This window comes from Nocardia sp. NPDC050710, assembly GCF_040654375.1.
Taxonomy (GTDB): Bacteria; Actinomycetota; Actinomycetes; order Mycobacteriales; family Mycobacteriaceae; genus Nocardia.
Genome location: NZ_JBFAHV010000001.1, coordinates 1,013,034 through 1,036,921 on the forward strand (window position 1 = coordinate 1,013,034; position 23,888 = coordinate 1,036,921).

The following is a 23,888-nucleotide window of genomic DNA, read 5'->3' on the forward strand; positions in this document are numbered from 1 at the left end:
GACTCAGCTCCGCTGCGCCTCCTCCTGGGCGTGGTGCGCCTGGGCGATCTGCTGCGGGGTGAAGCGCAGGGTGAGCGCGACCAGCCCGATCAGCACGGCAGCCCCGGAGCAGACCGCGAGCACCAGGGTGTAGCCGCTGCTCAGCGCGTCGATCTCGGCCGAGGTCAGATTCGCCGCATTACCGGTGCGGCCGCCGAGCGACAGCGTCCGCGACACCGCGACCGGCGTGAGGATGCCGATGGCGAGCGGGGTGCCCAGATTCATGAACATCTGGCCGACCGCGGCGAGCGGGCCGATATCGGAGGCGGGCACGCCGACGAGCACACACAGCGGCGCCAGCACCATCGCCACGCCGACCCCCGCGCCGATCACCACCAGCAGGGCGAGCAGCGTCGGCACGTAGTGCACGTCGCGGTCCAGCGTCGAGCCGAACAGCAGACCGACCGCGAGCACCGCGGCCGCCGCGGCCAGCAGCCAGCGCGGCGCGATGACCAGCGCCGCCTTCGAGGCGACGGCCGCTCCGACGCCGATGCCGACGGTGAACGGAATGCAGGCCACGCCCGCGTGCAGCGGGCTGTAGTCGAGCACGTTCTGGAGGAACTGTGCGACGAAGTAGGTCATCGCACCGAGCACGCCGCCGGCCAGCAGGATCAGGCCGAAGGTGGCGACCCGGTCCCGGTTGTCGAAGAGCGACCAGGGCACCAGCGGGTTGTCCACCCGCCGTTCGGCGAAGACGAAGACGATCAGCAGCGCCGCGCCTGCCACCAACGAGCCGATGATGACCCAGTTGTCCCAGCCCATCTCCGGTCCCTCGGTGGCGCCGAAGACGATGGCGGTGCAGGCGAGGGTGCCGAGCACCGCGCCGCGAATGTCGAGGCCGACCCGATGGTGGTCGGTATCGGCCAGGCAGTAGATCGCGCCGATCACGATGAGCGCCCCGATCGGCACGTTGATCAGGAAGATCCAGCGCCACGATAATTCGGTCAGCGCGCCACCGATGACCAGGCCGCCGACCGAGCCGACGCCGACCATCGAGCCGACGATCGCGATGGCTTGATTGCGTGCCTTACCGGGCGCGAAAGTGGTTGCGACGAGGGCGAATGCCGAGGGCGCCGCGAGCGCGGCGCCGCTGCCCTGCAAGGCGCGGGACGCGATCAACATCGCTTCGCCGTTCGCGAGTCCACAGAGCAGGGAGGCGAAAGTGAACAGCGCGACGCCGACGATCAGCATCCGTTTGCGGCCGAACGCGTCGCCGATCCTGCCGCCGAGCAACATCAGCCCGGCGAAGGTGAGGCCGTAGGAGGTGACCGTCCAGGCACTGCCCGAACTGGACAGGCCCATCTCCTGTTGCAGTCGAGGCAGCGCGAGGATCACCACGCTGCCGTCGAGCACCACCATGAGCTGCAGTCCGCTCAAGACGAAGATGGCGAGCCCGAAGGCCCGCTGCGTCACCGGATACTGCATCGTCGCAGCGGGATTCTGGAGCACAGTGAGCCACTGTAATTGATGGGAGGTCGACCACCAGCCCCCGATGCCGGTCGGCTCACAAGCCACAACCATCCGGCCGCCGATTTGTGAGAGCGATGAGGCCGGGCCGATCCGCCGGTCCCGCACGCTCGTACCCGCGTCGGTACAGCACGAATTCCGGGCGCGTCGCGGGGATCGGCCGCGGGACGATGCCGATTCCGGCGGATCAGCCGGTGGGCAGGTTCACGTCCGCGGAGAAACCCGCGGTCGGGCCGATCACCACGATGGCCGGCGGGCGGATGCCTTCGGCGCGCACCCGTTCGGCCACGGTGGCCAGGTCCGCGCGCAGTACCCGCTGGGTGCGCAGCGTGCCCTCCTGGATCACGGTGGCCGGCGTATCCGCGGGGCGGCCACCGTCCAGCAATGCGGTGGCGAACTGTTCGATCCGCTCCACCGCCATCATCAGCACGAGGGTGCCGCGCAGCCGGGCCAGTGCGGGCCAATCGACGAGCGAATCCGGGTGGTCCGGCGCGACGTGGCCGCTGACCACCACGAATTCATGGGTGACACCGCGGTGGGTGACGGGGATGCCCGCCGCCGCGGGCACCGAGATGGGGCTGGTGATGCCGGGCACCACCGTCACCGGGATCCCGGCGTCGAGGCAGGCCTCGACCTCCTCGTAGCCGCGGCCGAAGACGTACGGGTCGCCGCCCTTGAGCCGGACCACGAACTTGCCCGCCTTGGCGCCCTCGACCAGGGCGGTGTTGATCGCCTCCTGCGCCATCGCGCGCCCGTACGGGATCTTCGCGGCGTCGATCACCTCGACATCGGGACCGAGTTCGGCCAGCAGCTCCGGCGGCGCGAGCCGATCCGCGACCACCAGATTCGCCCGGGCCAGCAGTCTGCGGCCGCGCACGGTGATCAGGTCCGGGTCGCCGGGGCCACCGCCGACCAGGGCGACACCCGGCACCACCGGTGTCGAATCATCGGTCACCACACCGGATTGCAGCGCCTCCAGCAGCGCGGTGCGCACCGCGGCCGAGCGACGGTGCTGGCCACTTGCCAGCACCCCGAGGGTGAGTCCGTCGTAGCGGGCGGTGGCCGGGGTGACGGCGGTACCGAGCCGGGCGATATCGGCGCGCACGCAGAAGATCCGGCGGCGCTCGGCCTCCGCCGCCACGGCCGCGTTGGTCTCCGGCTCGTCGGTACAGGCGATCGCGTACCAGGCGCCGTCCAGGTCGCCGTCGGCGTAGGCGCGCAGGGTTACGGCCAGCTGCCCGGAGGTGGCCATACCTTCGACGGCGGGGGTGACCTCGCGGCTGATGACATGCACGTCCGCGCCCGAGGCGATCAGCAACCCGAGTCGGCGCTGGGCCACCGTGCCGCCGCCGATCACGACGACGCGGCGGCCGTTCAGATCGAGCCCGACCAGGTAGTTCGGGTCGCCGGTCGGGTGTTCTGCGGGGGAGTCTGACGTGTTCGGCACAATGATCGAGACTACGGCGTCGGCAGCCGTGTGCTGTACACAGACCGCTCGACCGCGACCGAATGTCGTCGAAAGATCACCGCGCGGGCCGACCCCGCGGTGAGAAGCGTCACCGGGCCGCCATGTGGGGCCGAGCCGACCGCTCGCCGGTGCCTCATATCTGTTGCTGAACCGCAGACGTATCGAAAGCGACACCGCCGCAGGGTAATTGCCGTCGGTGGTATCCGGCGTCGACCGGCGCCACGAACGCACTCGACTGCCGCGCCCACCGCCCGGCGCAACGACCGATCACCGGTCGCCGCCCAGTCGGTGGGCGCACAGCGCCAGCAGCAGGGTCGCGGCCAGTGCCGGGTCGTTCGGGTCGTAGCCGAGAAGGTCGCGAATGCGGTCCAGGCGTTGATAGAGGGATTGGCGGCCGATGTGCATGGCCGCTGCGCAGCGGGTGGGGCTGGCCCCGTGCCGAAGATAGACCTCCAGGGTGCGGGTCAGATTGCTGTGATGGGCACCGTCCCACGCGATCAGCGGGGCGATGGTGGTGGCGGCCAGTCGGGCGCGCTCGGCGGCGGGCAGGGATTCGACAATCAGTTCGGTGGCGAGCTCACGGCAGGTGACGAGCGGACCGCCGAGCCAGTCGCGACGGTGCCGGGTGGCCAGCCGCAGCGCCGAGCGCGTCGCGCTCAGCGCGGCGGTGAGGGCGGCCGCGGTGAACTCGCACGGGTCGCCCACCACGATCGAGACGCCCTCGGTGCCGTTGGTGGCGAAGGATTTCCGGAGGGCCCGCCCGACCTGCCCGACCGGATCGGTGACCGTCGCCTCCACCGCGAGCACCGCGTAGGCGGTGGCATGGACCTCGGCGATCACCCCGGGTTTGCCGAGTTCCTTGGCGGCGCCGTCCAGGAATCGGGTGGCGATCCGGGTATCGGGAGCATCGATCGCCACCGGGACCACGGTGCGCCCGGAGAGCGCGGGCGCACCGGCCGCGGCGGCCCTGGCCTTCAGGTCGGCCTGCCGAATCTGCTTGCCGTCCACCAGATCCGCCAGCAGCGCGGCGGCGGTCTGCTGCGGATTCGAGCCACGGGGCGCACCGGAATGGGTGAGCGAGAGACCGAGGCTGGGCGCGGACTGGTCGAGGACCGCGGCGAGTGTGGCGGCATCCAGGGTGGACCCCGGTCCGGCCGTGAGCGTCCCCCAGACGTTCTCCCGGACCCCGATCCGCGCCTGGGCCACGGCGGATTCGACCGCGACCCAGGCGGATCGGTCATCGTCCACCCCGTGCGCGGCGATCAGCGCACCGCTGGCGCTCATCACGATGAGCGCGCATTCGGTGACCGCACCGATCCGCCCCAGCAGCCGGGCCACCCCGTTGCCCGCGACGAGTTCGGCGGTGAGGTCACGGGCGAGGTCGTTGAGAATCCGCAGCGAACGCACCTCCCGGGACACGATCTCGGTATTGGCGCTGCGGCACAGGTCGATGAACGGCACGACGGTACGCAGCGCGATGAGCGGCAGCCCGTTACGGGACGCCTCCTCCACCATGTCGGGCGGTATCGCGGCGAAGGTCCGGCCCAGTTCGAACGCCACACCGGCGACGCCGCGGCCCGCGATCTCGCGCAGGTAGTGCCGCCGGGTCCCGGCGTCGACGCCCGCCAGCCCGAGCCCGGTGGTCAACAGCAGTTCGCCGCCGGAGAGCAGCGGGCTGATCTCGAAGATTTCGCTGGAGTGCACCCAGCGCACCGTGCGGCCGAGCCTGCTGTGCCCGGCAAGGACCAGCGGGTCCGCCCGGACGAACTGGTCGGCCAGAAGCTCGCGAACGGTCGGCAACATGCGGTCATCCTGTCATCTCACAACCCGCGTGAACCGGACGATCTGTACGTTGCGCAGTCGACCGCGCCAGCTGGATGGTTGACCCATGACCCAGGTGACGCCGGCCCAGCTGCTCGACGTGGCATACGAGGAAGCCCTGCGCGGACGCGCCGAGGGCGGCATTCCTATCGGCGCCGCGCTGTTCGACGCTGACGGCAGCCTGCTCGGCCGCGGCCACAACCGCCGGGTGCAATCCGGCGATCCCAGCATGCACGCCGAAACCGATGCCTTCCGTGCGGCCGGACGCCGTCGCGACTATCGCTCGACCATCATGGTGACCACACTGTCGCCGTGCTGGTATTGCAGCGGCCTGGTGCGCCAATTCGGCATCGGGACGGTGATCGTGGGCGAATCCGCGACCTTCCACGGCGGCCACGACTGGCTGGCCGAGCACGGTGTCGCCGTCACCGTGCTGGAGGATGGGCGCTGTATCGATCTGATGACCACCTTCATCGCCGAGCAGCCCGCGCTCTGGTTCGAGGACATCGGCGTCGCCGATCCGAGCGAAGTGCCGTGACCCGCGGCCGAATCCGATGAACGACCCCGTCGTGCCATCCAGTCCGACATCCTCCGGGATGGACAGGAGTGTGGCATGAGCCCCCATCGCATCGATCGATCTGGCGGCATGGCGAGCGGGTGGCCCGGGCGCGAGCGAGGTCGAGCGTGCGCAGGCGGGCCCGCGGCGCCTTCCCAGCCGGACACGCGCATCCGCCCGCAATTCCGTGGCCTGTGTTCGTCCGGCCCTATCCTGTCCCACGTCACAGCAGGTCCCTCAGATTCGACGCTGTGACCGACCAGAACGCCGCAGGACCCCGTCCGGCCGCCCGGGGCATCGGGCGGGCCCTGCGGCAACCCTCGGAGGCGACCCGCGCCCTAGTGGCCGAGTGCATCCGCAGGTGACGCGCACCCATGCCCGAACCTGGCGTGGCGGGCGGCTGCACCCGGATCGGAAGGACACCGTCGTGGCCGAGACCCCCGATCACCACAGCTCACCTGTGGGCTACCTGGTTCCCGAGTCCCAACGCCGCACACTCGCCGAACTCACCGACCGCCTCGACCTGGCCGCAGGCGACACCCGGGCCAAACGCTCGGCGTTCTGGATGATGCTGGTGCTCTCGGCGGTGATCGCGATCTCCGGTGTCATCGGCGACTCCACCGCCACCGTTATCGGCGCCATGATCGTGGCCCCGCTCTCGATCCCGATCCTGGGCATCGCGCTGGGCATCGTCGCCGCCCGCGCCGCCTTGCTGCTCCGCAGCGTGCTGTTCGTCGCCGCCGGCGTCGTGATCGTGGTGGCGTTGGGATGGCTGTTCGCGCAGCTGCTGCCCAACCCGGTCGGCGTGCTGTCCAACACCCAGGTATCGGGCCGGACCTCACCGAAGCTGATGGACCTCACCGCCGCGGTCGCCACCGGGCTGGTCGCGGCCGTGGCCATCGTGCGCCGCGACGTCGGTGACGTACTGCCAGGAGTCGCGATCGCGATCTCCCTGGTCCCCCCACTCGGCGTCGTCGGGGTCTGCCTGGGCTCGGGCGCGCCCGCCCTCGCGCTCGGCGCGTTCGTGCTATTCGCCTCCAATGTCGTCGCGATGGTCATCACCGCCACCATCGTCCTGCTGCTGACCGGATACCAGCACGACGCCCGCGCCGCCGGAGCCCGCCGCCTGCACGCCTACCTCGTGCTGGCCGCCGCCCTGGCACTGATCACCATGCCGCTGATCGTGAACTCCCTGTCCACCCTGTGGGCCGAACAGATCGCCGACGCCGCCCGCGTCTGGCTCCACGATGACCCCCACGCCCAAGTCCTCGACGTCACCGTGCACGGACGAACCGCCACCATCACCATCCTGTCCACCGACCCGATGCCCCCACTACCCGCACTACAGTCCGCCGTCGACGACCTCGTGCCGTGGAACCTCGACCTCGCCGTGGTCCACAACGTCGGCGGCCGCATCGACCACCCCGACTAATGGGAGCTACCGGGTGAGCTGATGAGGCAGACTCGGTGCCGTAGCCGCCGACAGGTGAGCACTCTCGTCGACAGAGCCTCGAGTTCTAGGGTCAGACCGTGCCCCTGCCGGTGGTCCGGGAGCGTGACAACTGAAGGGATGTCGTGCCTGCCAATGGTTTTGGTGTGAGCACTGGTCCATTAGTCCGCTGAGTCTCCCGGTGGCTGCCCCTTAACCGAACATGGCACTCAGGAGCGCGGATGTTGTTCGTCGGAGACGACTGGGCCGAAGACCACCACGATGTGGAGGTGCACGACGAGCAGGGCCGGAGCTTGAAGTCGGCTCGGCTGCCCGAGGGGATGGAGGGCATGGCCCGGCTGCACGAGCTGATCGCCCGGTTCCTGCCGGACAGATCCGATCCCGGGCAGGTGCTGGTGTGTATCGAGACCGACCGCGGTCCGTGGGTGCGGGCGCTGGTCGCGGCCGGATATCAGGTGTACGGGGTCAACCCGAAACAGGCTGCCCGCCACCGTGAGCTGATATCGCTGTCGGGTGCCAAGGACGACAAGACCGACGCCCGCACCCTGGCCGACATGCTGCGCACCCGCCGTCACCAGCTACGTCAAGTCGCTGCCGACTCCGACATCGCCGAGGCGGTCAAGGTCGCCGCCCGGGCGCATCAGACCTTGATCTGGGAGCGGACCCGCCACATGCTGCGGCTTCGCGCCGCGTTGCGGGAATACTTCCCCGCGGCGTTGGCGGCTTACAAGCCGCTCGGGCTCGCCGGTGGCGACACCCTCGAGCTGCTCGCCGCCGCTCCCGATCCGGACTCGGCGGCCCGGCTGACGCTCGGGCAGATCACCGCCGCCCTGAAACGAGCACGCCGGCACGACACCACGGTCAAGGCCACCGCGATCATGAGCGCTCTGCAAACTCCGCAACTGGGCCAGCCCGCCGTGGTCACCGCCGCCTACGCGACGTCGGTCCGGGCGAGCGCGGCGGTCCTGACCACCCTCAACGAGCAGATCAAACTGACCGAAACCGAGGTGAAGGCGTGTTTTGGCCGGCACCCGGACGCTGAGATCTACCTCAGCCTGCCCGGTATGGGGCCGATCACCGGCGCCCGGGTGCTCGCCGAGTTCGGTGACGCCGCAGGGCGTTACGCCGACGCCAAATCCCGCAAGAACTACGCCGGAACCTCCCCGATCACCCGCCAGTCCGGCAAGACCAAGACCGTCCACGCACGATTCGTGCACAACGACCGCCTCGTCGACGCCTTGCACATGCAGGCCGGCGCGGCGATCCTGCACGATCCCGCCTGCCGCGCCTACTACGACGAGCTCCGCGCCCGCGAGGTCGGGCACAGCGCCTCGCTACGCCACCTCGGCAACCGCCTGGTCGGCATCCTCCACGCCTGCCTCAAAACCAGAACCCACTACAACCAGACCACCGCCTGGTCACACCGATACCAACACCTCGCCGCTTGACATCCAAGCTCCAGGGATGTCTGACCCGCCCAGCCACCACGTGCCGACATCGGCTCCGCGGCCGTGACGTTGGACGCCATCACCATCGGCTGAGCGCACGCGGACCAGCGCGGTCAGCCCAGGGACGGCTCGTTCTGTACCCAGTGGAACCCGCTGCCGCGCAACGGGAAATCGTCGAGATCCTGCTGTTGCAGGGTCAGCGTGACCGGACGCCCCTCCAGCTCACCCCGCAGCATCAGACGGTCGGGCGCGGGCTGCTCGAAGGTGAAGGTGGCGAAGCGATGCGGCTCCGCGTCGGGCGCGGTGGGCGGTGCGGTGAAGGTCATGGTGTGTCCGGTGGTGTCCACATCGGCGACGGCGGGGCGCAGGGAGTCGTCCATGCGCTGATAGCTGGTGCCGTAGGTATCGAAAACCACTCGCTGCCACCGGGTCCGATCGGTGGTGAGTGGCGGAATGGGGTGCCCGTCGATGCTGAATTCCGTCACATTCCAGATTCCGTACAGTGGCGGTTTCGGTGCGCCGTAGCCGTATTCGTGCCAGCTGTCCGAGGCCACCTCCAGTGCGCCCGCGCTCACCCAGAGGCCGAGCGCCACCTGGACGACCGCGGCGATCCGATTCGCTCGTCCGCTGTGAAACAGCGGCGGCTGCGACGCGGGTTCCGAAGACCGTTCCAGCACCAGCACATTCGCCAGCCGCCGGGCCTGCGGTGCGAGCACGATCAGGCTCAGCAGCAGCAGATGGAACGACAGGATCTTGACGGGCACATCGAAGGTCATATTCAGCACGAATACCTGCGCCATGCTCACCAGGCTCAGCATCGCGCCGACCGTGGCGGTACGCGGCAGGAACAGCAGTAGTCCGCCGAGCACCTCCGCGATGCCGAGCAGCACCTGATAGGCGGGCGCGGCGCCCACCTGGTTCCATAGCACCTCGCTCATACTCTGCTCGCCGTACGGCTGGAGCATTGTAGTCAGCGCCGGGTAGGGCATCTGGTTCGGGATCGCCTTGGCGAAGCCGTACCAGAGCATCTGCCCACCCAGGCACAATCGGATGAAGACCACGAACCACTTCCCGAAGGTCGCGTAATCGGTCCGCCGTCGATCCAGGACCGACCAGCCCGCGGTGATCACGATCGCGACGAGCAGGATGCACAGGATCAGCATCCAGATCCCCGCCTGGTCGCCACTGCCGTTCATGCGCAACGCGGCGTCGACCCCGAAGATATGTTCGCCGACCCAGACGGTGATCGGCTCGACCGCGCGCATCTGCCACAGGACCGCGGTATCCGGCAGATGATTGCCGATCGGTCCGGTGAAGGCGAACAGGATCTGCGCGAAGAGCACACAGAACAGTCCGAAATAGGCGACGCAGAAGCGGAACCCGATTCGGGTCGACACATTCCAGTCCCGGAGTGGCGCTGCCGATGGTGTGTCGCCGCCGTCCCGTTCGAGAACCTCCGCACCGACCACGCTCACACCGATCCCCTCACTCTCCGCACCGACTCGACGTGAGCCGACGCTAACCGGAGGTGGCCTGGTCACGCCTCGGGCCGGGGAGCTATTTCCGCGGGCCCGGAGTAGGCCGAAAGGATTACCCCGGGTCGGGGGCAACCCCGGTCATCGCGCGGTCTGTCAACCCCCGATATCACCCACCGAGCCTCGCTCGATTTGTTCGGATTTTTCCGGTACGGCGCAACTAGAACGCGTTACAGTCGCGTATCCCGGGCAGTTCCGCGCAGGTCGTGGGCGCGTGTCCCGGCCCGGGCGCGGAGCGCACGACACAGGAGGACACCGATGGCCGACGATCCCGAACCTACCGAGCGGAGGCAGTTGACCGTCAGCGAGCGCGATCTCGACCACCTCGCCGAGGATCTGTCCCGCTGGCTCGATACCCGCGTCCACGCCGATCACCCGCCGAAGATCTCATCGCTGTCGCGGCCGCAGTCCGGAGGTATGTCGAGCACCTCGATCCTGTTCGACGCCGAATGGAGCGTGGACGGGCGGCTGGAAAGCGGGTCGTTCGTCGCCCGGATGGCGCCGGAGGACGACTCCTTCCCGGTCTTCGAAACCTACGATCTGGCCACCCAGTACCGGGTGATGGAGGGCGTCGCCGCCGCCACGGACGTGCCGGTACCCGGCCTGTGCTGGCTGGAGACCGACGAAAAGCCGCTCGGCACACCGTTCTTCGTCATGCGCCGAATCGACGGCCGAGTGCCCTCGGACAATCCACCGTATGTCTTCATCGGCTGGCTGTTCGAGGCGAGCGTCGAGGAACGCGCTCAGCTCACCGGCAACACCGTCGAGGTGATCGCCCATATCCACGACATCCCGGACCCGGCGAAGCGATTCCCGATGCTCGACGGCGCGGGACAGGCGCTGCGCAGGCATGTCGACGCCCAGAAAGCGTGGTACCGCTGGGCGCTGACGCAGGACGGGTTCGATATTCCGATCATCGACCGCGCCTTCGCCTGGCTGGAGGAGCACTGGCCCGCCGACCCCGGACCCGAGGTGCTCACCTGGGGCGATTCGCGGCCGGGCAACATCATCTACCAGGGTTTCGAACCGGCCGCGGTGCTGGACTGGGAGATGGCGGCGCTCGGGCCGCGCGAACTCGACGTGGCCTGGGTGATCTTCATCCACCGCTTCTTCCAGGACATCGCGACGAAGTTCGATCAGCCGGGGCTGCCGGACTTCCTGCGCCGCGACGACGTGGTCGCGGAATACGAGCGGATCAGCGGCCACCGGGTGCGCGATCTCGACTTCTACATCGTCTACGCCGCGCTGCGGCACGCCATCGTGATGGCCAGGGTCACCCGCCGGATGATCCACTTCGGCGAGGCCACCGCGCCCGCCGACCCGGACGACTACGTCATGCACCGAGCGAGCCTGGCGGCGCTGCTCGACGGAACCTACGAATGGGACTGACAATGCCCTCCCCCTTGGACGAATACCCCATCCACCAGACCCCGCTCCCGTTCGCCCGGGTGTCGAGCAGCGATCGGAACTTCTACGACCGCAGCTACTTCAACGCGCACGACCGCGACGGCGGCACCCTGCTCATCACCGGTCTCGGCGTCTACCCGAATCTCGGGGTGACCGACGCGTACGCGTGCGTGCGCCGCGGCGACATCCAGCGCACCGTGCGTTTCTCCGATGCGCTCGGCGACCGCAGCCTGGACATGCGGGTCGGCGGCTACCGCATCGAGGTACTCGAAGCGCTGCAACGGATCCGGGTGATCTGCGAGCACGACGAACTCGGCTTCGATCTCACCTGGACCGGCGCCTTTCCCACCGTGCAGGAGCAGCCGCATCTCATCCTGACCGGCAACCGGCCCATCATCGAGGCCTCCCGCTTCGCCCAAGTCGGTTCCTGGGCAGGCACTCTGAATATCGAAGGTGAGGATTTCACCGTCGATCCGGCGGTGTGGACCGGCACCAGGGATCGTTCCTGGGGCATCCGCCCGGTGGGCGAATCCGAGCCCGCGGGCCGCGCCGCCAGCGAACCCTCCGGGGGCTTCTGGTGGTTGTACGTACCGTTGCGCTTCGACGATTTCGCCATCGTGGTGATCGTGCAGGAGGAACCGGACGGCAAACGCACCCTCAACGACGCCGTCCGCATCTGGCCCGACGGCCGTACCGAACAGCTCGGCTGGCCCCGCGTCTCCCTCCGATACCGCTCCGGAACCCGGATCCCGATCGGCGCCCGCCTCGACCTCACCACCCCCGACGGCAAACCCCTCGAGGTCGAGATCACCCCCGGTACCGGCGTTCCGCTGCACGTCGGATGCGGCTACGGCGGCGACCCCGACTGGCTGCACGGACAGTGGAAGGGCCGCGACTGGACCTCTACCAGCCGCTACGACCTCACCGACCCCGCCATCGCCGCCCGCATCCCGTACGGCGTCATCGACCACGTCGCCCATGCCCGCTGCGGTGAAGCCGAAGGGTGGGGCCTGTTCGAACACGCCAGCCTCGGCCGCCACGACCCCACCGGCTTCGCCGACTGGGCAGCAGTGGCGCCCTGACGAATTCGCCGCGGGTGCGCCGATGGCCGGGCACCCGCGGCGGACGGTCCAGCACCGGCGCGGGCTATTCGGCCGGTCGGTTCGGCCGCTTCGGGTTCGGGACCGGCCGGGTCGGTGTGCCGGTGAGTCCGGCGTCGAGCAGGGTGTCATCGTCGATCACGGCCGCGGCGATCGTGATCCCGTCGACGATGCGCTTGGTCAGCACCAGCGGCGCCGCCGCGGCCGAGACCGCGGCGGCCTCGGCGACGCTCGCGGTGCCGACCGCGGTGCGGGTGCGCTCGGCCGGGGTGGGGGTGGCTACCGCGGCGAGTTCGTGGGCGGCGAATGCGCGGATCGGCACGCCGAGTTCGGCGGCGGCCGCGCGGACCCCGGGCTCGGCGGCGCGCCGATCGATGGTGGCCAGGCAGCCGATGGTGAAGTCGCCCAGTACTTTCCGGATCGCGGACACGATGCGGTGCGCCGAGGTGCCCGGGCGCACACCGATGCCGACCGCCACCGCGGGTGCCGATCCGGTCGCGGTGGCGACGGTCTCGTCCGCCGAGATCGGCGGCTCAGGCCGGGTCATCGGAGTATGCGGCGGCCGCGGCGACGAAACGTGCGGCGGCGGTGGGATTTCCGGCCGGATGGGTGTGCAGGTAGGAGGCGTGGACCCGATGCACGAGTGCGCCCTCGCGAACTCGTTCGCCCAGGCCGCCGTGCCAGCCCCAGGCGACCTCGCCGGTGGCGGGCGCGAGCAGCCGGGTGCGGTGGAATTCGTGACCGCGGACCCGTTCACCCGCGCGCCACAGGACCGAGTCGGCGAGGGCAACGGCGTCGCGATAGCCGAGGGTGAGCCGTGGGCCGAATTCCGCGTCGGCATCGACCACTCCGGCCATGGCATGCCCGTCGAGCGACCGCGTCAGATACAGCAACCCCGCGCATTCGGCGTGCACCGGAAGTCCCCGCCGTGCCTGTTCACGCACCGCCGCCAGCAGGCGGGCATTGGCCGCGAGCTCGGCCGCGTGCTCCTCGGGAAAGCCACCGGGCAGCACCAATCCGGCGATGCCACCGGGCAGTTCATCGCGCAATGGATCGAAGACCACCACCCGTGCCCCCGCCGCCACCATCAGCTCGCGATGCTCGGCATAACCGAACGTGAATGCGGGCCCACCGGCCATCGCGATCACCGGACCACCGGAAGCGTCGTTATCGGCGAACCCGAAACCCGCTGCGGCCGTCATTGCTTCGACACGCGACCGGCCCGTCCCCGCATCGTCCGGCAGTGTCGTCTCGGCCCGCGACGCGACCGAACTCTCGGCCGCCTGCGGTTGCGCGCCCGAACCCTCCGCCGCACCGGAGAGTCGTATCTCCGCCACCGGATCCCACGCCGGACCGGTGACGGTGGTGCGGGCCAGGCGGGCGATCGCCGCCAGATCTACGTGGGCGGCAACCAGATCGGTCATGGCGGCGACCGCGGTGGTGGCGGCGATGCCGTGTTCGACCGCGGGGATGAGTCCGAGATGTCGTGAGGGCACCTCTAATTCGGCCATGCGAGGTAGCGAACCCAGGACCGGGAGACCGACGCGGGCGCAGGCGGCGCGGAGCACCTGTTCGTGGCGTTCGCTGCCGACCCGGTTCAGGATGACGCCGCCGAGGCGTACCGAGCTGTCGAAGGTGGCAAAGCCGTGCAGCAGCGCGGCGAGGCTCTGGCTGTGGCCGCGGGCGTCGACCACCAGGACCACGGGCGCCCCCAGCAGGCTCGCGACCTGCGCCGTCGACCCCTCGGCGACCGGGCCGGAATGGTTCTCGTCGATGCGGCCGTCGAACAGGCCCATCACACCCTCGACCACGGCCAGATCACAGCCGTGCGCACCGTGCCGATACAACGGCGCCACCCGCTCCGTATCGACCAGCACCGGATCCAGATTGCGCCCCGGTCGCCCTGCGGCCAACCCGTGATAGCCGGGGTCGATATAGTCCGGCCCCACCTTGAACGGCGCCACCCGATGCCCAGCCCGCCGCAGCGCACCGATCAAACCCGTTGCCAGCGTGGTCTTCCCGCTCCCAGAGGCGGGCGCCGCGATCACCACCGCGGGCACACCCGTCACGACGCGCTCCGGCACATGCCCGCCCGCCGTGTCGCCGAGACCGTGGTACGCGACACCGCACGGCCACCGAACGGCGACCCCGCGCGCAGGGGTGCCGCAGTCACCATTCGATGCCGCGCTGACCCTTGCGGCCCGCGTCCATGGGGTGTTTGACCTTGGTCATCTCGGTGACCAGATCAGCGGCATCGATGAGGGCCGCGGGCGCGTCGCGGCCGGTGATGACGACATGCTGGTTTCCAGGGCGGCCCACCAGGGTTTCGACCACCTCGTCGACGTCGACCCAACCCCATTTGAGGGGGTAGGTGAATTCGTCGAGGACATAGAAGCGGTGCTGTTCGGCCGCGATGCGACGGGCGATCTCCCGCCAGCCCGCCAGGGCCGCCGCGGCGTGGTCTTCGTCGCTGCCCTGCTTGCGGGTCCAGGACCAACCCTCGCCCATCTTGTGCCACTCCACGGCCGCGCCGGTACCGGTCTCGTCGTGCAGGCGGCCGAGGGCGCGAAAAGCGGCCTCCTCCCCCACCTTCCACTTCGCACTCTTCACGAACTGGAACACCGCGACATCGAACCCCTGATTCCAGGCTCGCAACGCCATCCCGAACGCCGCCGTCGATTTGCCCTTACCCGGCCCGGTATGCACCGCGAGCACCGGCTGATTCCGCCGCTGCCGCGTGGTCAACCCGTCATCGGGAACGGTCTCCGGCACACCCTTGGGCATCGAATCTCCTTGCTTGTCGGTACTTCACGCAACGCGGCGCGGGTCAGGCGGCGCGGGCGGTAGCGCCGCCGGGACGACCCGATCCGGAGCGGACGAGATCGGCGACCGAGTCACCGGTCAGTTCGGCCAAGCGCACGTACCCGGCGCGCAATTCGCGGGCCAACTCGGCGGCGAGGCCGAGGCGGATCATGCCGCGTTCACAGTCGACGACCATCGAGGTCACCGCGTCGCGGGCGAGCAACCCGGCGGCGGTACGGGCGCGCGGCACCGGATCGGTGCCGCCGGTGGCACGACCGTCAGTGAGCAGCACCAGCATCGGACGGCGGCGCGGATCGCGGACACGTTCGCGGTGCACGACCTCGCGGGCCTTCAGCAGGCCCGCCGCCAGCGGGGTCTTGCCACCGGTGCGCAGGCCGTCGAGGCGGCGAACGGCGATATCGACCGATGAGGTCGGGGGTAGGACGAGTTCGGCCTCGGCGCCGCGCACGGTGATCACGGCGACCTTGTCGCGGCGCTGGTAGGCGTCACGCAGCAGGGCGACCACCGCGCCGGTGACGGCCGAGAGTCGGTCCCTGGCGGCCATGGAACCGGAGGCGTCGACCACGAAGACGATCAGATTACCTTCGCGCCCTTCGCGATACGCGCCGCGCAGATCCTCGGCCACCAGTTCGAGCGGACCGTCGAGGCGGCCGCGACGATGCTGGTGCGGGGCGGCGGCGAAGACGGTGCCGAGCAGGTGCAGTCCGGTGGAGGTATCGGTGCTGGGGCGGACCATGCGCCCGTGCCGAGTCTCGGCGCGGGAGCGTCGGCCCGGTGCGCCCTCGCCGACACCGGGCACCTCCCAGCGGGGGGCGTTCGCGGTGGCGGAGGCCGGTGTGCCCGTGCGGCTTTCGCCGGATTGCCCGCCGCCCCCGGGGCCGTTCGGCGGTAGGTCGGGCCCGTCGTCGTTCGGGCCGCGATCGGGATCGTCGGACGGGCCCCCGTCCTCCTCGCGCGACCCGTCCTCGTCGGGGGCGGGTCGGTCCGCGTCGGCCGTCGTGCCCTCGGACGGCGAACTCCCCCGATCCGGCGCGGCCCCATCGGTCTGCGTCTCCGGATCGAATTCGTCGGTCTCCGAACCGTTCTCCTCGGCGCGCTCGACCTCCGCGGCCGCATCGCGCATCGCCTCGTCCAGCTGGTCGTCACTGATGCCGGGCTCGTCGAACGGATCGCGCCGCCGCCGGTGCGGCAGCGCCAATTCCGCGGCGACGCGGACATCTTCTTCGGTCACGACCTCGCTGCCCCGCCATGCGGCGTGTGCGGTCGCGGTCCGCGCCACCACCAGGTCCGCGCGCATCCCGTCCACATCGAATGTGGCGCACAGCGCGGCGATCCGGCGCAGCTCGACATTGTCGAGCGCGACCCGAGCCACCCGGTCGCGAGCGCTCAGGATCCGTTGCGCGATATCACGGTCGGCGGCGGCGTAACCGGCCGCGAAGCCCACCGGATCGGCCTCGTAATCGAGTCTGCGGCGCACCACGGCCATCCGCACATCCACCTCACGCGAGGCCACTACGTCGACGGTCAGCCCGAACCGGTCCAGCAACTGCGGACGCAGTTCACCCTCTTCCGGATTCATCGTGCCGACCAGCACGAACCGCGCCGGATGGGAATGGGAGACACCGTCGCGTTCGATATGGACCCGGCCCATGGCGGCGGCGTCGAGGAGCACGTCCACGAGGTGGTCGTGCAGCAGGTTGACCTCGTCGACGTAGAGCACGCCGTGGTGTGCGGCCGCCAGCAGTCCGGGACGGAAGGCCTGTTCTCCGTCGCGCAGCACGCGTTCCAGATCCAAAGAACCGACCACGCGGTCTTCAGTGGCGCCGACCGGAAGCTCCACCAGTCGCGCGGGCCGCGCCCCCGTCTCGTCCACCACCGGCGGCAGTAACTGCGCAAGCGCGCGCACCACAGTAGATTTCGCGGTGCCCTTCTCCCCACGCACCAGAACGCCGCCGATCCCGGGGTGTACCGCACAGAGGATCAGCGCCAGCTGCAATCGCTCCTGTCCCACGACCGCCGAGAACGGGAACCCGGCCTCGGCATCCCCGCGTGGGGAACGGGACGACAGTGCGGTTTCGGTATGGGACACGGACACGCCCCAACTCTAGGCGCGCGGCCCTCCCGGATCGCACACCGCCCTCTCCGGACAGCGGGCGATCGGGCAGCCACACCGCATACGACCGTGACGGCCGCCCGATTACGAGGCCGGGAGCGGATTCAGCCCCTGCGCATGGGCAGGTGCATGATGCCGTCCTCGACGAACTCCTCGCCGTCGGGCTTGAACCCGAACTTGGCGTACATATCGACGAGGTAGGTCTGCGCACTCAGCCGCACGGTGGCCGAACCGACCTCCGCCAGCGCGGCCTTGACCAGCCTGGTGGTGTAGCCGTGGCCCCGCACCGGGGCGGCGGTACAGAGACGGCCGATACGGAAGCTCTTCACCCCGCCCGCGTGCTCCTCGAGCAGCCGAAGGGTCGAGATGACCTCACCCTCGTCGTCGAGCCAGAAGTGCCGGGTCTCCGGCAGCAGGTCGAGCCCGTCCAGCTCCGGGTACGCGCACTTCTGCTCGACGACAAAGACTTCGACGCGAAGTTTCAACAGCTGATACAGGGTGGCGGTATCGAGATCCTGCGCCCATGACCGTTTGAGAGCAACCGTTGACATCATCGCGCCTTGCTATCACACCTACAGCGTCAGCGCGACCCCGGCGTGCTTGGGCGTGTTGCTCGCCACATCGGACAGATTCAGCGTCTTGGAGGTCCAGTCCCAGACTTCCTGGAACAAGGACTGGTTCTCCGAGAGCTTCACCCCCAGCGACGGAATCATGGCCTCGAGCTTCGGGGTCCATTCCGAGTACTCGCGCGGGAAGCAGCGCTGAAGCACGTCGAGCATGGCGGTGACACAGGTGGACGCGCCGGGCGACGCACCGAGCAGACCCGCGATCGAGCCGTCCCGGGCCGCGATCACCGCGGTGCCGAGCTCCAGCACGCCGCCCGCACCCTTGCGCCGGATGATCTGCACGCGCTGACCCGCGGTGATGAGTTCCCAATCGCGGCCGTCGGCACGCGGAATGAACTCCTCCATCGTGTAGACCTTGCCGTTCTGCGACTTGAGCAGTTCCGACACGAGGTACTTGACCAGCGACATCTCGGTCAGGCCGACGCCGAGCATCGGCGCCAGGTTGCCCGCCCGGATCGACTTGAACAGGTCGGCGTTGCTGCCGTCCTTGAGGAACTTCGGGGTCCAGCCCGCATACGGACCGAACAGCAGTCCGGCCCGGCCGTCGATGATGCGGGTATCCAGATGCGGCACCGACATCGGCGGCGCGCCGACCGCGGCCTTGCCGTACACCTTGGCCTCGTGCTGCCGGATCAGCGCCGGGTTGGTGCAGCGCAGGAACTGGCCGCTGACCGGGAAGCCCGCGAAGCCCTTGATCTCCTTGATGCCGGACTTCTGCAGCAGCGGCAGCGCGCCACCACCCGCGCCGACGAAGACGAACTTGGCCTCGATGGTGCGGGACTTGCCGGTGCGCAGGTTGCGCACCTTCACCTTCCAGCTGCCGTCGGACTGCTTGGTGAGGTTGCGCACCTCGTGCCCGAAGGCCAGGTCCGCGCCGGTGGCGCCGAGGTAGGCCAGCAGCTCCTTGGTCAGCGAACCGAAGTCGATGTCGGTGCCGGCATCGGTCCAGTTCAGCGCGACGGGGTCGGAGAAGTCGCGGCCCTTGGCCATCAGCGGCAGCCGCCTGCTGAACTCATCCGGGCTGTCGATGTACTCCATGCCTTCGAACAGCGGGTGCCGGGCCAGCGCCTCGTAGCGCTTGCGCAGGTACTGCACGTCCGAGGCGCCGTGCACGAAGCTGACGTGCGGGATCGGGTTGATGAACCGGGACGGATCGCCGAGGATGCCGTTCTCCACCGCGTAGGCCCAGAACTGGCGCGAGACCTGGAAGCGCTCGTTGATGTCGATGGCCTTGCTGACATCGACCGAACCGTCGGCGTTCTGCGGGCTGTAGTTCAGCTCACACAGTGCCGAGTGGCCGGTACCCGCGTTGTTCCACGGATCGCTGCTCTCGGCTGCGGCGGCGTCGAGTCGCTCGAACAGCGAGATCGACCACTCCGGCTGCAGCTGACGAAGCAGCGCGCCGAGGGTGGCACTCATGATGCCGGCACCGATGAGGACTACATCGGTCTTTTCAGTCATGGCAGCGTTCGGCACGGGTAGATCGACTTCCTTGTCACTTCTGCGCGGGCCCACCGGCTGGGTGGACCTGCCTGGGCACGGGCGCTATGCGGTTGTGGCGAGCCTGGCGTGCTCTGGAGCTCAATGCAGGCGGACAACAGGTTACCCGCCGTTCACCTATCGCCAATTGTGCACCTCACCACCACGATTACCTGCAACGAACCTGGCGAATGTGACATAGATTCCTGCCCGCCCACCTCCCGCCCGATCGAATCGTCGCGAATGCTGCGCCTTTCGCAGGCACTGCGTTCCAGCGTATTCGTCGCTTAGATTGGGTCCCGTGACGAATGAAACCTCGTTCAGCGTGTCAGAGATCACCGACCGGACCCAGTGGCAGCCGGACGTCCTGGGTGCGGGGTACGAGCAGCGGACCATTCCACTCGGCCCCGATCCGGACGGTGAGGGCGAGGCCGTGGCGACGCTGGTGCGCTACACCCCGGATACCGGGGCGGCCGCCACCGAGAGTGCGGTCCTGTATGTGCACGGGTTCACCGACTACTTCTTCCAGCAGCACCTCGCCGAACACCTCCACGGCCGCGGCCATCGCTTCTACGCGCTGGATCTGCGCAAGTGCGGCCGCTCGCTGCGCGATGGGCAGACGCCGCACTACGTCACCGATCTGGCGCGCTACGACGCCGAGCTGAACGAGGCGCTGCGCATCGTGAAGGAAGAGACCGGCGGCACCGTCCTGCTGGTCGCGCACTCCACCGGCGGGCTGATCGTGCCGCTGTGGCTGAACCGGCTCAACAAGAAGATCGGCACGGCCGCGGCGGGCATCACCGGGCTGGTGCTCAACAGCCCCTGGTTCGACCTGCAAGGCCCGTCCTACTACCGCACGGTGGGCACCCCGATCATTCACGCCCTCGGCAGGTTCCGGTCCATGTTCGAGCTACCCGGGGGCGAGATCAGAACCTATGGCGACAGCCTGCACCACACCGCCGCGGGCGAATGGGATTACAACCTGGACTGGAAGCCGCTGTCGGGATTCCCGGTCCGGCTCGGCTGGTTGCGCGCGATCCGCAGCGGCCACGCTCAACTGCACAAGGGCCTCGATGTCGGGGTGCCTTCGCTGATCCTGCGCTCGCGGCTGACCACATTCACCCGCAAGTACGGGCCCGCCGCCGACGTCGCCGATGTGGTGCTCGATGTGCGCCAGATCCAGCGCTGGGCGGGCTGCATCGGTGACCGGACCAATATCGTGCCCATCGACGGCGCCCGCCACGATGTGTTCCTGTCCTCGGCCGAGCCACGGGCGAAGGCCTTCGCCGAGCTCGACCATTGGCTGGACTGGCTGGCTATCTACTTGCGCAAATCCGAATCACCAGAGGCTGGTGCGTAGGACGATCTCGGTCGCGAGTTCGTGGTCGGCCTCGGTCGCCACGTTCTCCACGTCGACCTCGACCACCCGGAACTCGCCGTAGACGAAGCGGCCGGAGGCGTCGGCGACCGAGCGCGGCAGGCGCTTGGTCACCAGCACGGTCACCGGCAGTTCCATCGGGCGGCACGCCGGGTCGGCCACCGCGCCGTCGGCGCCGGGTGCGGCCGGATGGCCCCGGTCGGCGACGATCAGGCTGCTGAAGCGGCCGAAGGCGCCCGAACACACCTGCCACGCCACTGTCGCCCCCGCCCCGCGCGCGGCGACATTGGCGTAGGGCACGCCGAGCTCGTCGAGGATGGCGTGCACCGCCGGACCGTCCAGTCCCTCGATCGACTCCACCGCGATGGTGCGCAGGTCCGAATTGTGGAGTCGAGCACACACCTGGTCGTATACGTCGACCGGATCGCCGGCGTCGGGTAGCAGCAGCACGCTGTGCCGTGTCTCCGGGCCGTCGACCCGCACGGTCCAGGCTCGGTCACCGACCGTGATACGCCGAGATTTCATGCCGGAGTACGGTACACCGCTCAGCTGAACTGAGTCGCGTGTTCAGCACCTCCGGGCCCGCCGAACGCGTCACTCCGGCCCGGCGACATGGCGGGCGTCACGACCGCGACCGCAGCCGAGAGCCCTCCCGCCGATGGGAAGGTATCGTCGCGCCGTGTTCTATCCCGACACCGCGGGGACGAGCAGATCCGCGGTGATGACCGGCAGGTCGGCGTCGGCGCCCGTGGTGATCAATTGCTCCACCCGTTCGATATCGAGGTGCTTCTCGATCAGATCGGCCAGCAGGTCCAGCTGGGCGGAGCGTACGTCGGCGACAGAAATATCCTCGGCGACGTGGTAGTCGAACCGCCCGGCCCGATCGGCGACCACGCGCAGCCAGGCCCGGCGGAAATCGTCGGACTCCAGCAGTCCGTGCAGATGGGTGCCCCACACCGCACGCCGCACACTCCCCTCCGGCTGCCCCTCCACCTCGAGCCAGGCCGGGTCGCCGCTATGGGTGACGCGTCCGTGGTGGATCTCGTAGCCCTGCACCGGAATTCCGGTGGTCGCGGCCAGGCCGACACCCTGACCGCTGGAGCGGCGCAGCACCTTCGATTTGTCGAACTCGATCTCCAGATCGAGCAGGCCGAGCCCGTTCACCACCCCGGCATCGGACTCCACCCGGTCGGTGATGTGCTTGCCGAGCATCTGATAGCCGCCGCAGATGCCCAGGATCGGCCTGCCGATGGCCGCGCGCTCACGCAGCACCTTCGCGATGCCGTTGCGCCGCAGCCATTCCAGATCGGAGACCGTCGCCTTACTGCCCGGCAGCACCACCAGATCCGCGTCGGCGAGGCGGGACGGCTCGGTGACCCATCGCACCGATACACCGGGTTCGCACGCCAGCGCCTCCACGTCGGTGGAATTCGAGATGCGCGGCAGCCGAATGACGGCGATATTCAGCCACTCGGCGCCGACCGGCGGGCGCGGACGACCGACCGCCGCGTCCGCGACGGTACCGAGCGAATCCTCCGCGTCGATCCATAGCTCGTCCGCGTACGGGATCACCCCGAGTGTCGGGCGGCCGGTGAGCTGGGTCAGCCGGTCCAGGCCGGGCCGCAGCAGCTCGACATCACCGCGGAATTTATTGATCACGAAGGCCGAGATCAGCTTCTGGTCTTCGGGTTCCAGTACGGCGACGGTGCCGAACAGGTGCGCGAGCACGCCGCCCCGGTCGATATCACCGACTACGAGCACCGGGAGCCGCGCCTCCTGTGCCAGACCCATATTCGCCAGATCGGTGGCGCGCAGGTTGATCTCGGCGGGCGAGCCCGCACCTTCGCAGATCACCACATCGAATTCGTTGCGCAGCGAATCCAGTTCCGCGGCAACGATTTTGCGAAGACTCTGACGATGACGGAAATAGTCGCGCGCGCCGACATTGCCGACGGCCTTGCCGCGCACCACCAACTGCGATCGCCGGTCACTACCCGGCTTGAGTAATACCGGGTTGAACCGCACGCTGGGCTCCAGCCCGCAGGCCTGCGCCTGGAGGGCCTGGGCGCGGCCGATTTCCCCGCCGTCCAGGGTGACGACGGAGTTGTTCGACATATTCTGCGCCTTGAAGGGCGCGACCTTGATCCCGCGCCGGGCCAGCATCCGGCACAACCCGGCCACCACAACGCTTTTGCCCGCGTCGGAGGTGGTGCCCGCGACCAGCAGCGCCCCCTTCATCGCGCCGCCTCCACCGCGGCGCCGCGACGATCACCCGACGGCACCGGCCTCGAAACGCTCGGGGCGGCTGTCACGGCAGAGTGAGAATCTCGGCGCCGGTCTCGGTGACAACTAGGGTGTGCTCGAATTGCGCGGTCCACTTTCGGTCCTTGGTGACCACGGTCCAGCCGTCGTCCCAGATCTCGTAGTCGATGCCGCCGAGGTTGATCATCGGCTCGATGGTGAACGTCATGCCCGGCTCGATCACCGACTCGACGGAGGGCTGGTCGTAGTGCAGGATCACCAGTCCGCTGTGAAAGGTGGGACCGACGCCGTGGCCGGTGAAGTCGCGGACCACCCCGTAGCCGAAGCGGTTGGCGTAGGACTCGATCACCCGCCCGATCACATTGAGCGCCCGGCCCGGCCGCACCGCCTTGATGGCCCGCATCGTCGCCTCCTCGGTGCGCTCGACCAGCAGCCGGACCTCCTCGTCGACGTCACCGGCGAGGTAGGTCTTATTGGTGTCGCCGTGCACGCCGTCGATGTACGCGGTGACATCGATATTGACGATGTCACCGTCCTCGATCACGGTCGAGTCCGGAATCCCGTGGCAGATAACCTCGTTCAGCGAGGTGCAGCACGACTTCGGAAAGCCCTTGTACCCCAACGTGGACGGGTACGCCCCGTGATCGCAGAGGTACTCGTGCGCGATCCGGTCCAGTTCGTCGGTGGTGACACCGGGCGCCACCGCCGCGCCCGCCGCTTCGAGCGCCTGCGCCGCGATCTTGCCCGCGATCCGCATCTTCTCGATCGTCTCCGCCGTCTGCACCCAGGGCTCGCGCCCCTCGTTCACGGTCTTCTTCCACGCATACTCCGGACGCTCGATGGAGCGGGGCACCTCACGCGTAGGCGACAGCGTGCCGGGAACGAGTGGTTTGCGGGTCCGAACTGACATGGAACA

General features: G+C 69.0%; 19 protein-coding genes. 6 read left to right on the top strand and 13 right to left on the bottom strand.

The genetic code is table 11. From position 1 onward, the window contains the following. Positions 1 to 3: 3 nt before the first annotated feature. The 3 genes from AB0H61_RS04745 to AB0H61_RS04755 all read right to left on the bottom strand — a co-directional run bounded on the left by AB0H61_RS04745 (position 4) and on the right by AB0H61_RS04755 (position 4,777). Positions 4 to 1,464 (bottom strand): MFS transporter, encoded by a 1,461-nt coding sequence (locus tag AB0H61_RS04745; protein WP_357299894.1) that lies wholly within the window; start codon positions 1,462 to 1,464, stop codon positions 4 to 6. Between the two features lie 229 nt (positions 1,465 to 1,693). Then, positions 1,694 to 2,953: a uroporphyrinogen-III C-methyltransferase gene (gene cobA, locus AB0H61_RS04750; protein WP_357299186.1), complete on the bottom strand. Its 1,260-nt coding sequence runs from the start codon at positions 2,951 to 2,953 to the stop codon at positions 1,694 to 1,696. A gap of 288 nt (positions 2,954 to 3,241) precedes the next feature. Continuing rightward, a complete protein-coding gene (locus tag AB0H61_RS04755) occupies positions 3,242 to 4,777 on the bottom strand; it encodes a PucR family transcriptional regulator (RefSeq protein ID WP_357299188.1) in 1,536 nt (511 codons plus the stop codon). An 85-nt stretch (positions 4,778 to 4,862) separates the two neighbouring features. Between AB0H61_RS04755 and AB0H61_RS04760 the strand changes: the two genes are divergently transcribed. The 3 genes from AB0H61_RS04760 (at position 4,863) to AB0H61_RS04770 (ending at position 8,249) form a co-directional block, all read left to right on the top strand. Continuing rightward, positions 4,863 to 5,333: a nucleoside deaminase gene (locus tag AB0H61_RS04760; protein ID WP_357299190.1), complete on the top strand. Its 471-nt coding sequence runs from the start codon at positions 4,863 to 4,865 to the stop codon at positions 5,331 to 5,333. Positions 5,334 to 5,811: 478 nt separating this feature from the next. Further along, entirely contained in the window at positions 5,812 to 6,783 is a 972-nt protein-coding gene (locus AB0H61_RS04765; protein ID WP_357299896.1) for a DUF389 domain-containing protein, read from the top strand. Positions 6,784 to 7,022: 239 nt separating this feature from the next. Then, complete coding sequence (locus AB0H61_RS04770; RefSeq protein ID WP_357299191.1) at positions 7,023 to 8,249, top strand: IS110 family transposase; 1,227 nt, start codon at positions 7,023 to 7,025, stop codon at positions 8,247 to 8,249. A 113-nt stretch (positions 8,250 to 8,362) separates the two neighbouring features. Here AB0H61_RS04770 and AB0H61_RS04775 read toward each other — a convergent pair whose 3' ends face one another. Further along, positions 8,363 to 9,724 (bottom strand): DoxX family protein, encoded by a 1,362-nt coding sequence (locus AB0H61_RS04775; protein ID WP_357299194.1) that lies wholly within the window; start codon positions 9,722 to 9,724, stop codon positions 8,363 to 8,365. A gap of 318 nt (positions 9,725 to 10,042) precedes the next feature. On the opposite strand from AB0H61_RS04775, the gene AB0H61_RS04780 reads away from it, so the two are divergent. Both AB0H61_RS04780 and AB0H61_RS04785 read left to right on the top strand, forming a co-directional pair. Continuing rightward, on the top strand, positions 10,043 to 11,173 hold the full coding sequence (locus AB0H61_RS04780; RefSeq protein WP_357299197.1) for a phosphotransferase family protein: 1,131 nt from the start codon (positions 10,043 to 10,045) through the stop codon (positions 11,171 to 11,173). After that, a complete protein-coding gene (locus AB0H61_RS04785) occupies positions 11,164 to 12,273 on the top strand; it encodes a hypothetical protein (protein ID WP_357299199.1) in 1,110 nt (369 codons plus the stop codon). Before AB0H61_RS04780 ends, AB0H61_RS04785 begins: the two co-directional genes overlap by 10 nt. Before the next feature lie 64 nt (positions 12,274 to 12,337). Here the strand turns inward: AB0H61_RS04785 and AB0H61_RS04790 are convergent, their stop codons facing one another. From AB0H61_RS04790 to mqo, 6 genes are all read right to left on the bottom strand, one after another. Then, entirely contained in the window at positions 12,338 to 12,838 is a 501-nt protein-coding gene (locus tag AB0H61_RS04790; RefSeq protein ID WP_357299202.1) for a cobalamin biosynthesis protein, read from the bottom strand. After that, complete coding sequence (locus AB0H61_RS04795; RefSeq protein WP_357299205.1) at positions 12,825 to 14,360, bottom strand: cobyrinate a,c-diamide synthase; 1,536 nt, start codon at positions 14,358 to 14,360, stop codon at positions 12,825 to 12,827. The genes AB0H61_RS04790 and AB0H61_RS04795 overlap by 14 nt, the downstream gene beginning before the upstream one ends. Before the next feature lie 100 nt (positions 14,361 to 14,460). Next, positions 14,461 to 15,075, bottom strand: coding sequence for a cob(I)yrinic acid a,c-diamide adenosyltransferase (gene cobO / locus AB0H61_RS04800; protein ID WP_357299207.1), 615 nt, complete (start codon positions 15,073 to 15,075; stop codon positions 14,461 to 14,463). A 43-nt stretch (positions 15,076 to 15,118) separates the two neighbouring features. Further along, positions 15,119 to 17,203, bottom strand: coding sequence for a magnesium chelatase subunit D family protein (locus tag AB0H61_RS04805; protein ID WP_357299898.1), 2,085 nt, complete (start codon positions 17,201 to 17,203; stop codon positions 15,119 to 15,121). Between the two features lie 128 nt (positions 17,204 to 17,331). Further along, complete coding sequence (locus tag AB0H61_RS04810) at positions 17,332 to 17,781, bottom strand: GNAT family N-acetyltransferase (protein ID WP_357299210.1); 450 nt, start codon at positions 17,779 to 17,781, stop codon at positions 17,332 to 17,334. A gap of 18 nt (positions 17,782 to 17,799) precedes the next feature. Further along, a complete protein-coding gene (gene mqo, locus AB0H61_RS04815) occupies positions 17,800 to 19,314 on the bottom strand; it encodes a malate dehydrogenase (quinone) (RefSeq protein ID WP_357299213.1) in 1,515 nt (504 codons plus the stop codon). A gap of 319 nt (positions 19,315 to 19,633) precedes the next feature. Between mqo and AB0H61_RS04820 the strand changes: the two genes are divergently transcribed. Next, a complete protein-coding gene (locus AB0H61_RS04820) occupies positions 19,634 to 20,692 on the top strand; it encodes an alpha/beta hydrolase (protein WP_357299215.1) in 1,059 nt (352 codons plus the stop codon). Here the strand turns inward: AB0H61_RS04820 and AB0H61_RS04825 are convergent. The 3 genes from AB0H61_RS04825 to map form a co-directional block, all read right to left on the bottom strand. Next, positions 20,672 to 21,235, bottom strand: a complete 564-nt coding sequence (locus AB0H61_RS04825) for an alpha/beta hydrolase (protein ID WP_357299218.1) — start codon at positions 21,233 to 21,235, stop codon at positions 20,672 to 20,674. The two genes, AB0H61_RS04820 and AB0H61_RS04825, sit on opposite strands and share 21 nt — an antisense overlap. Before the next feature lie 159 nt (positions 21,236 to 21,394). Further along, positions 21,395 to 22,948, bottom strand: a complete 1,554-nt coding sequence (locus AB0H61_RS04830) for a cobyric acid synthase (protein WP_357299220.1) — start codon at positions 22,946 to 22,948, stop codon at positions 21,395 to 21,397. A 70-nt stretch (positions 22,949 to 23,018) separates the two neighbouring features. After that, positions 23,019 to 23,882 (bottom strand): type I methionyl aminopeptidase, encoded by an 864-nt coding sequence (map, locus tag AB0H61_RS04835; RefSeq protein WP_357299222.1) that lies wholly within the window; start codon positions 23,880 to 23,882, stop codon positions 23,019 to 23,021. Between the last annotated feature and the right edge of the window lie 6 nt (positions 23,883 to 23,888).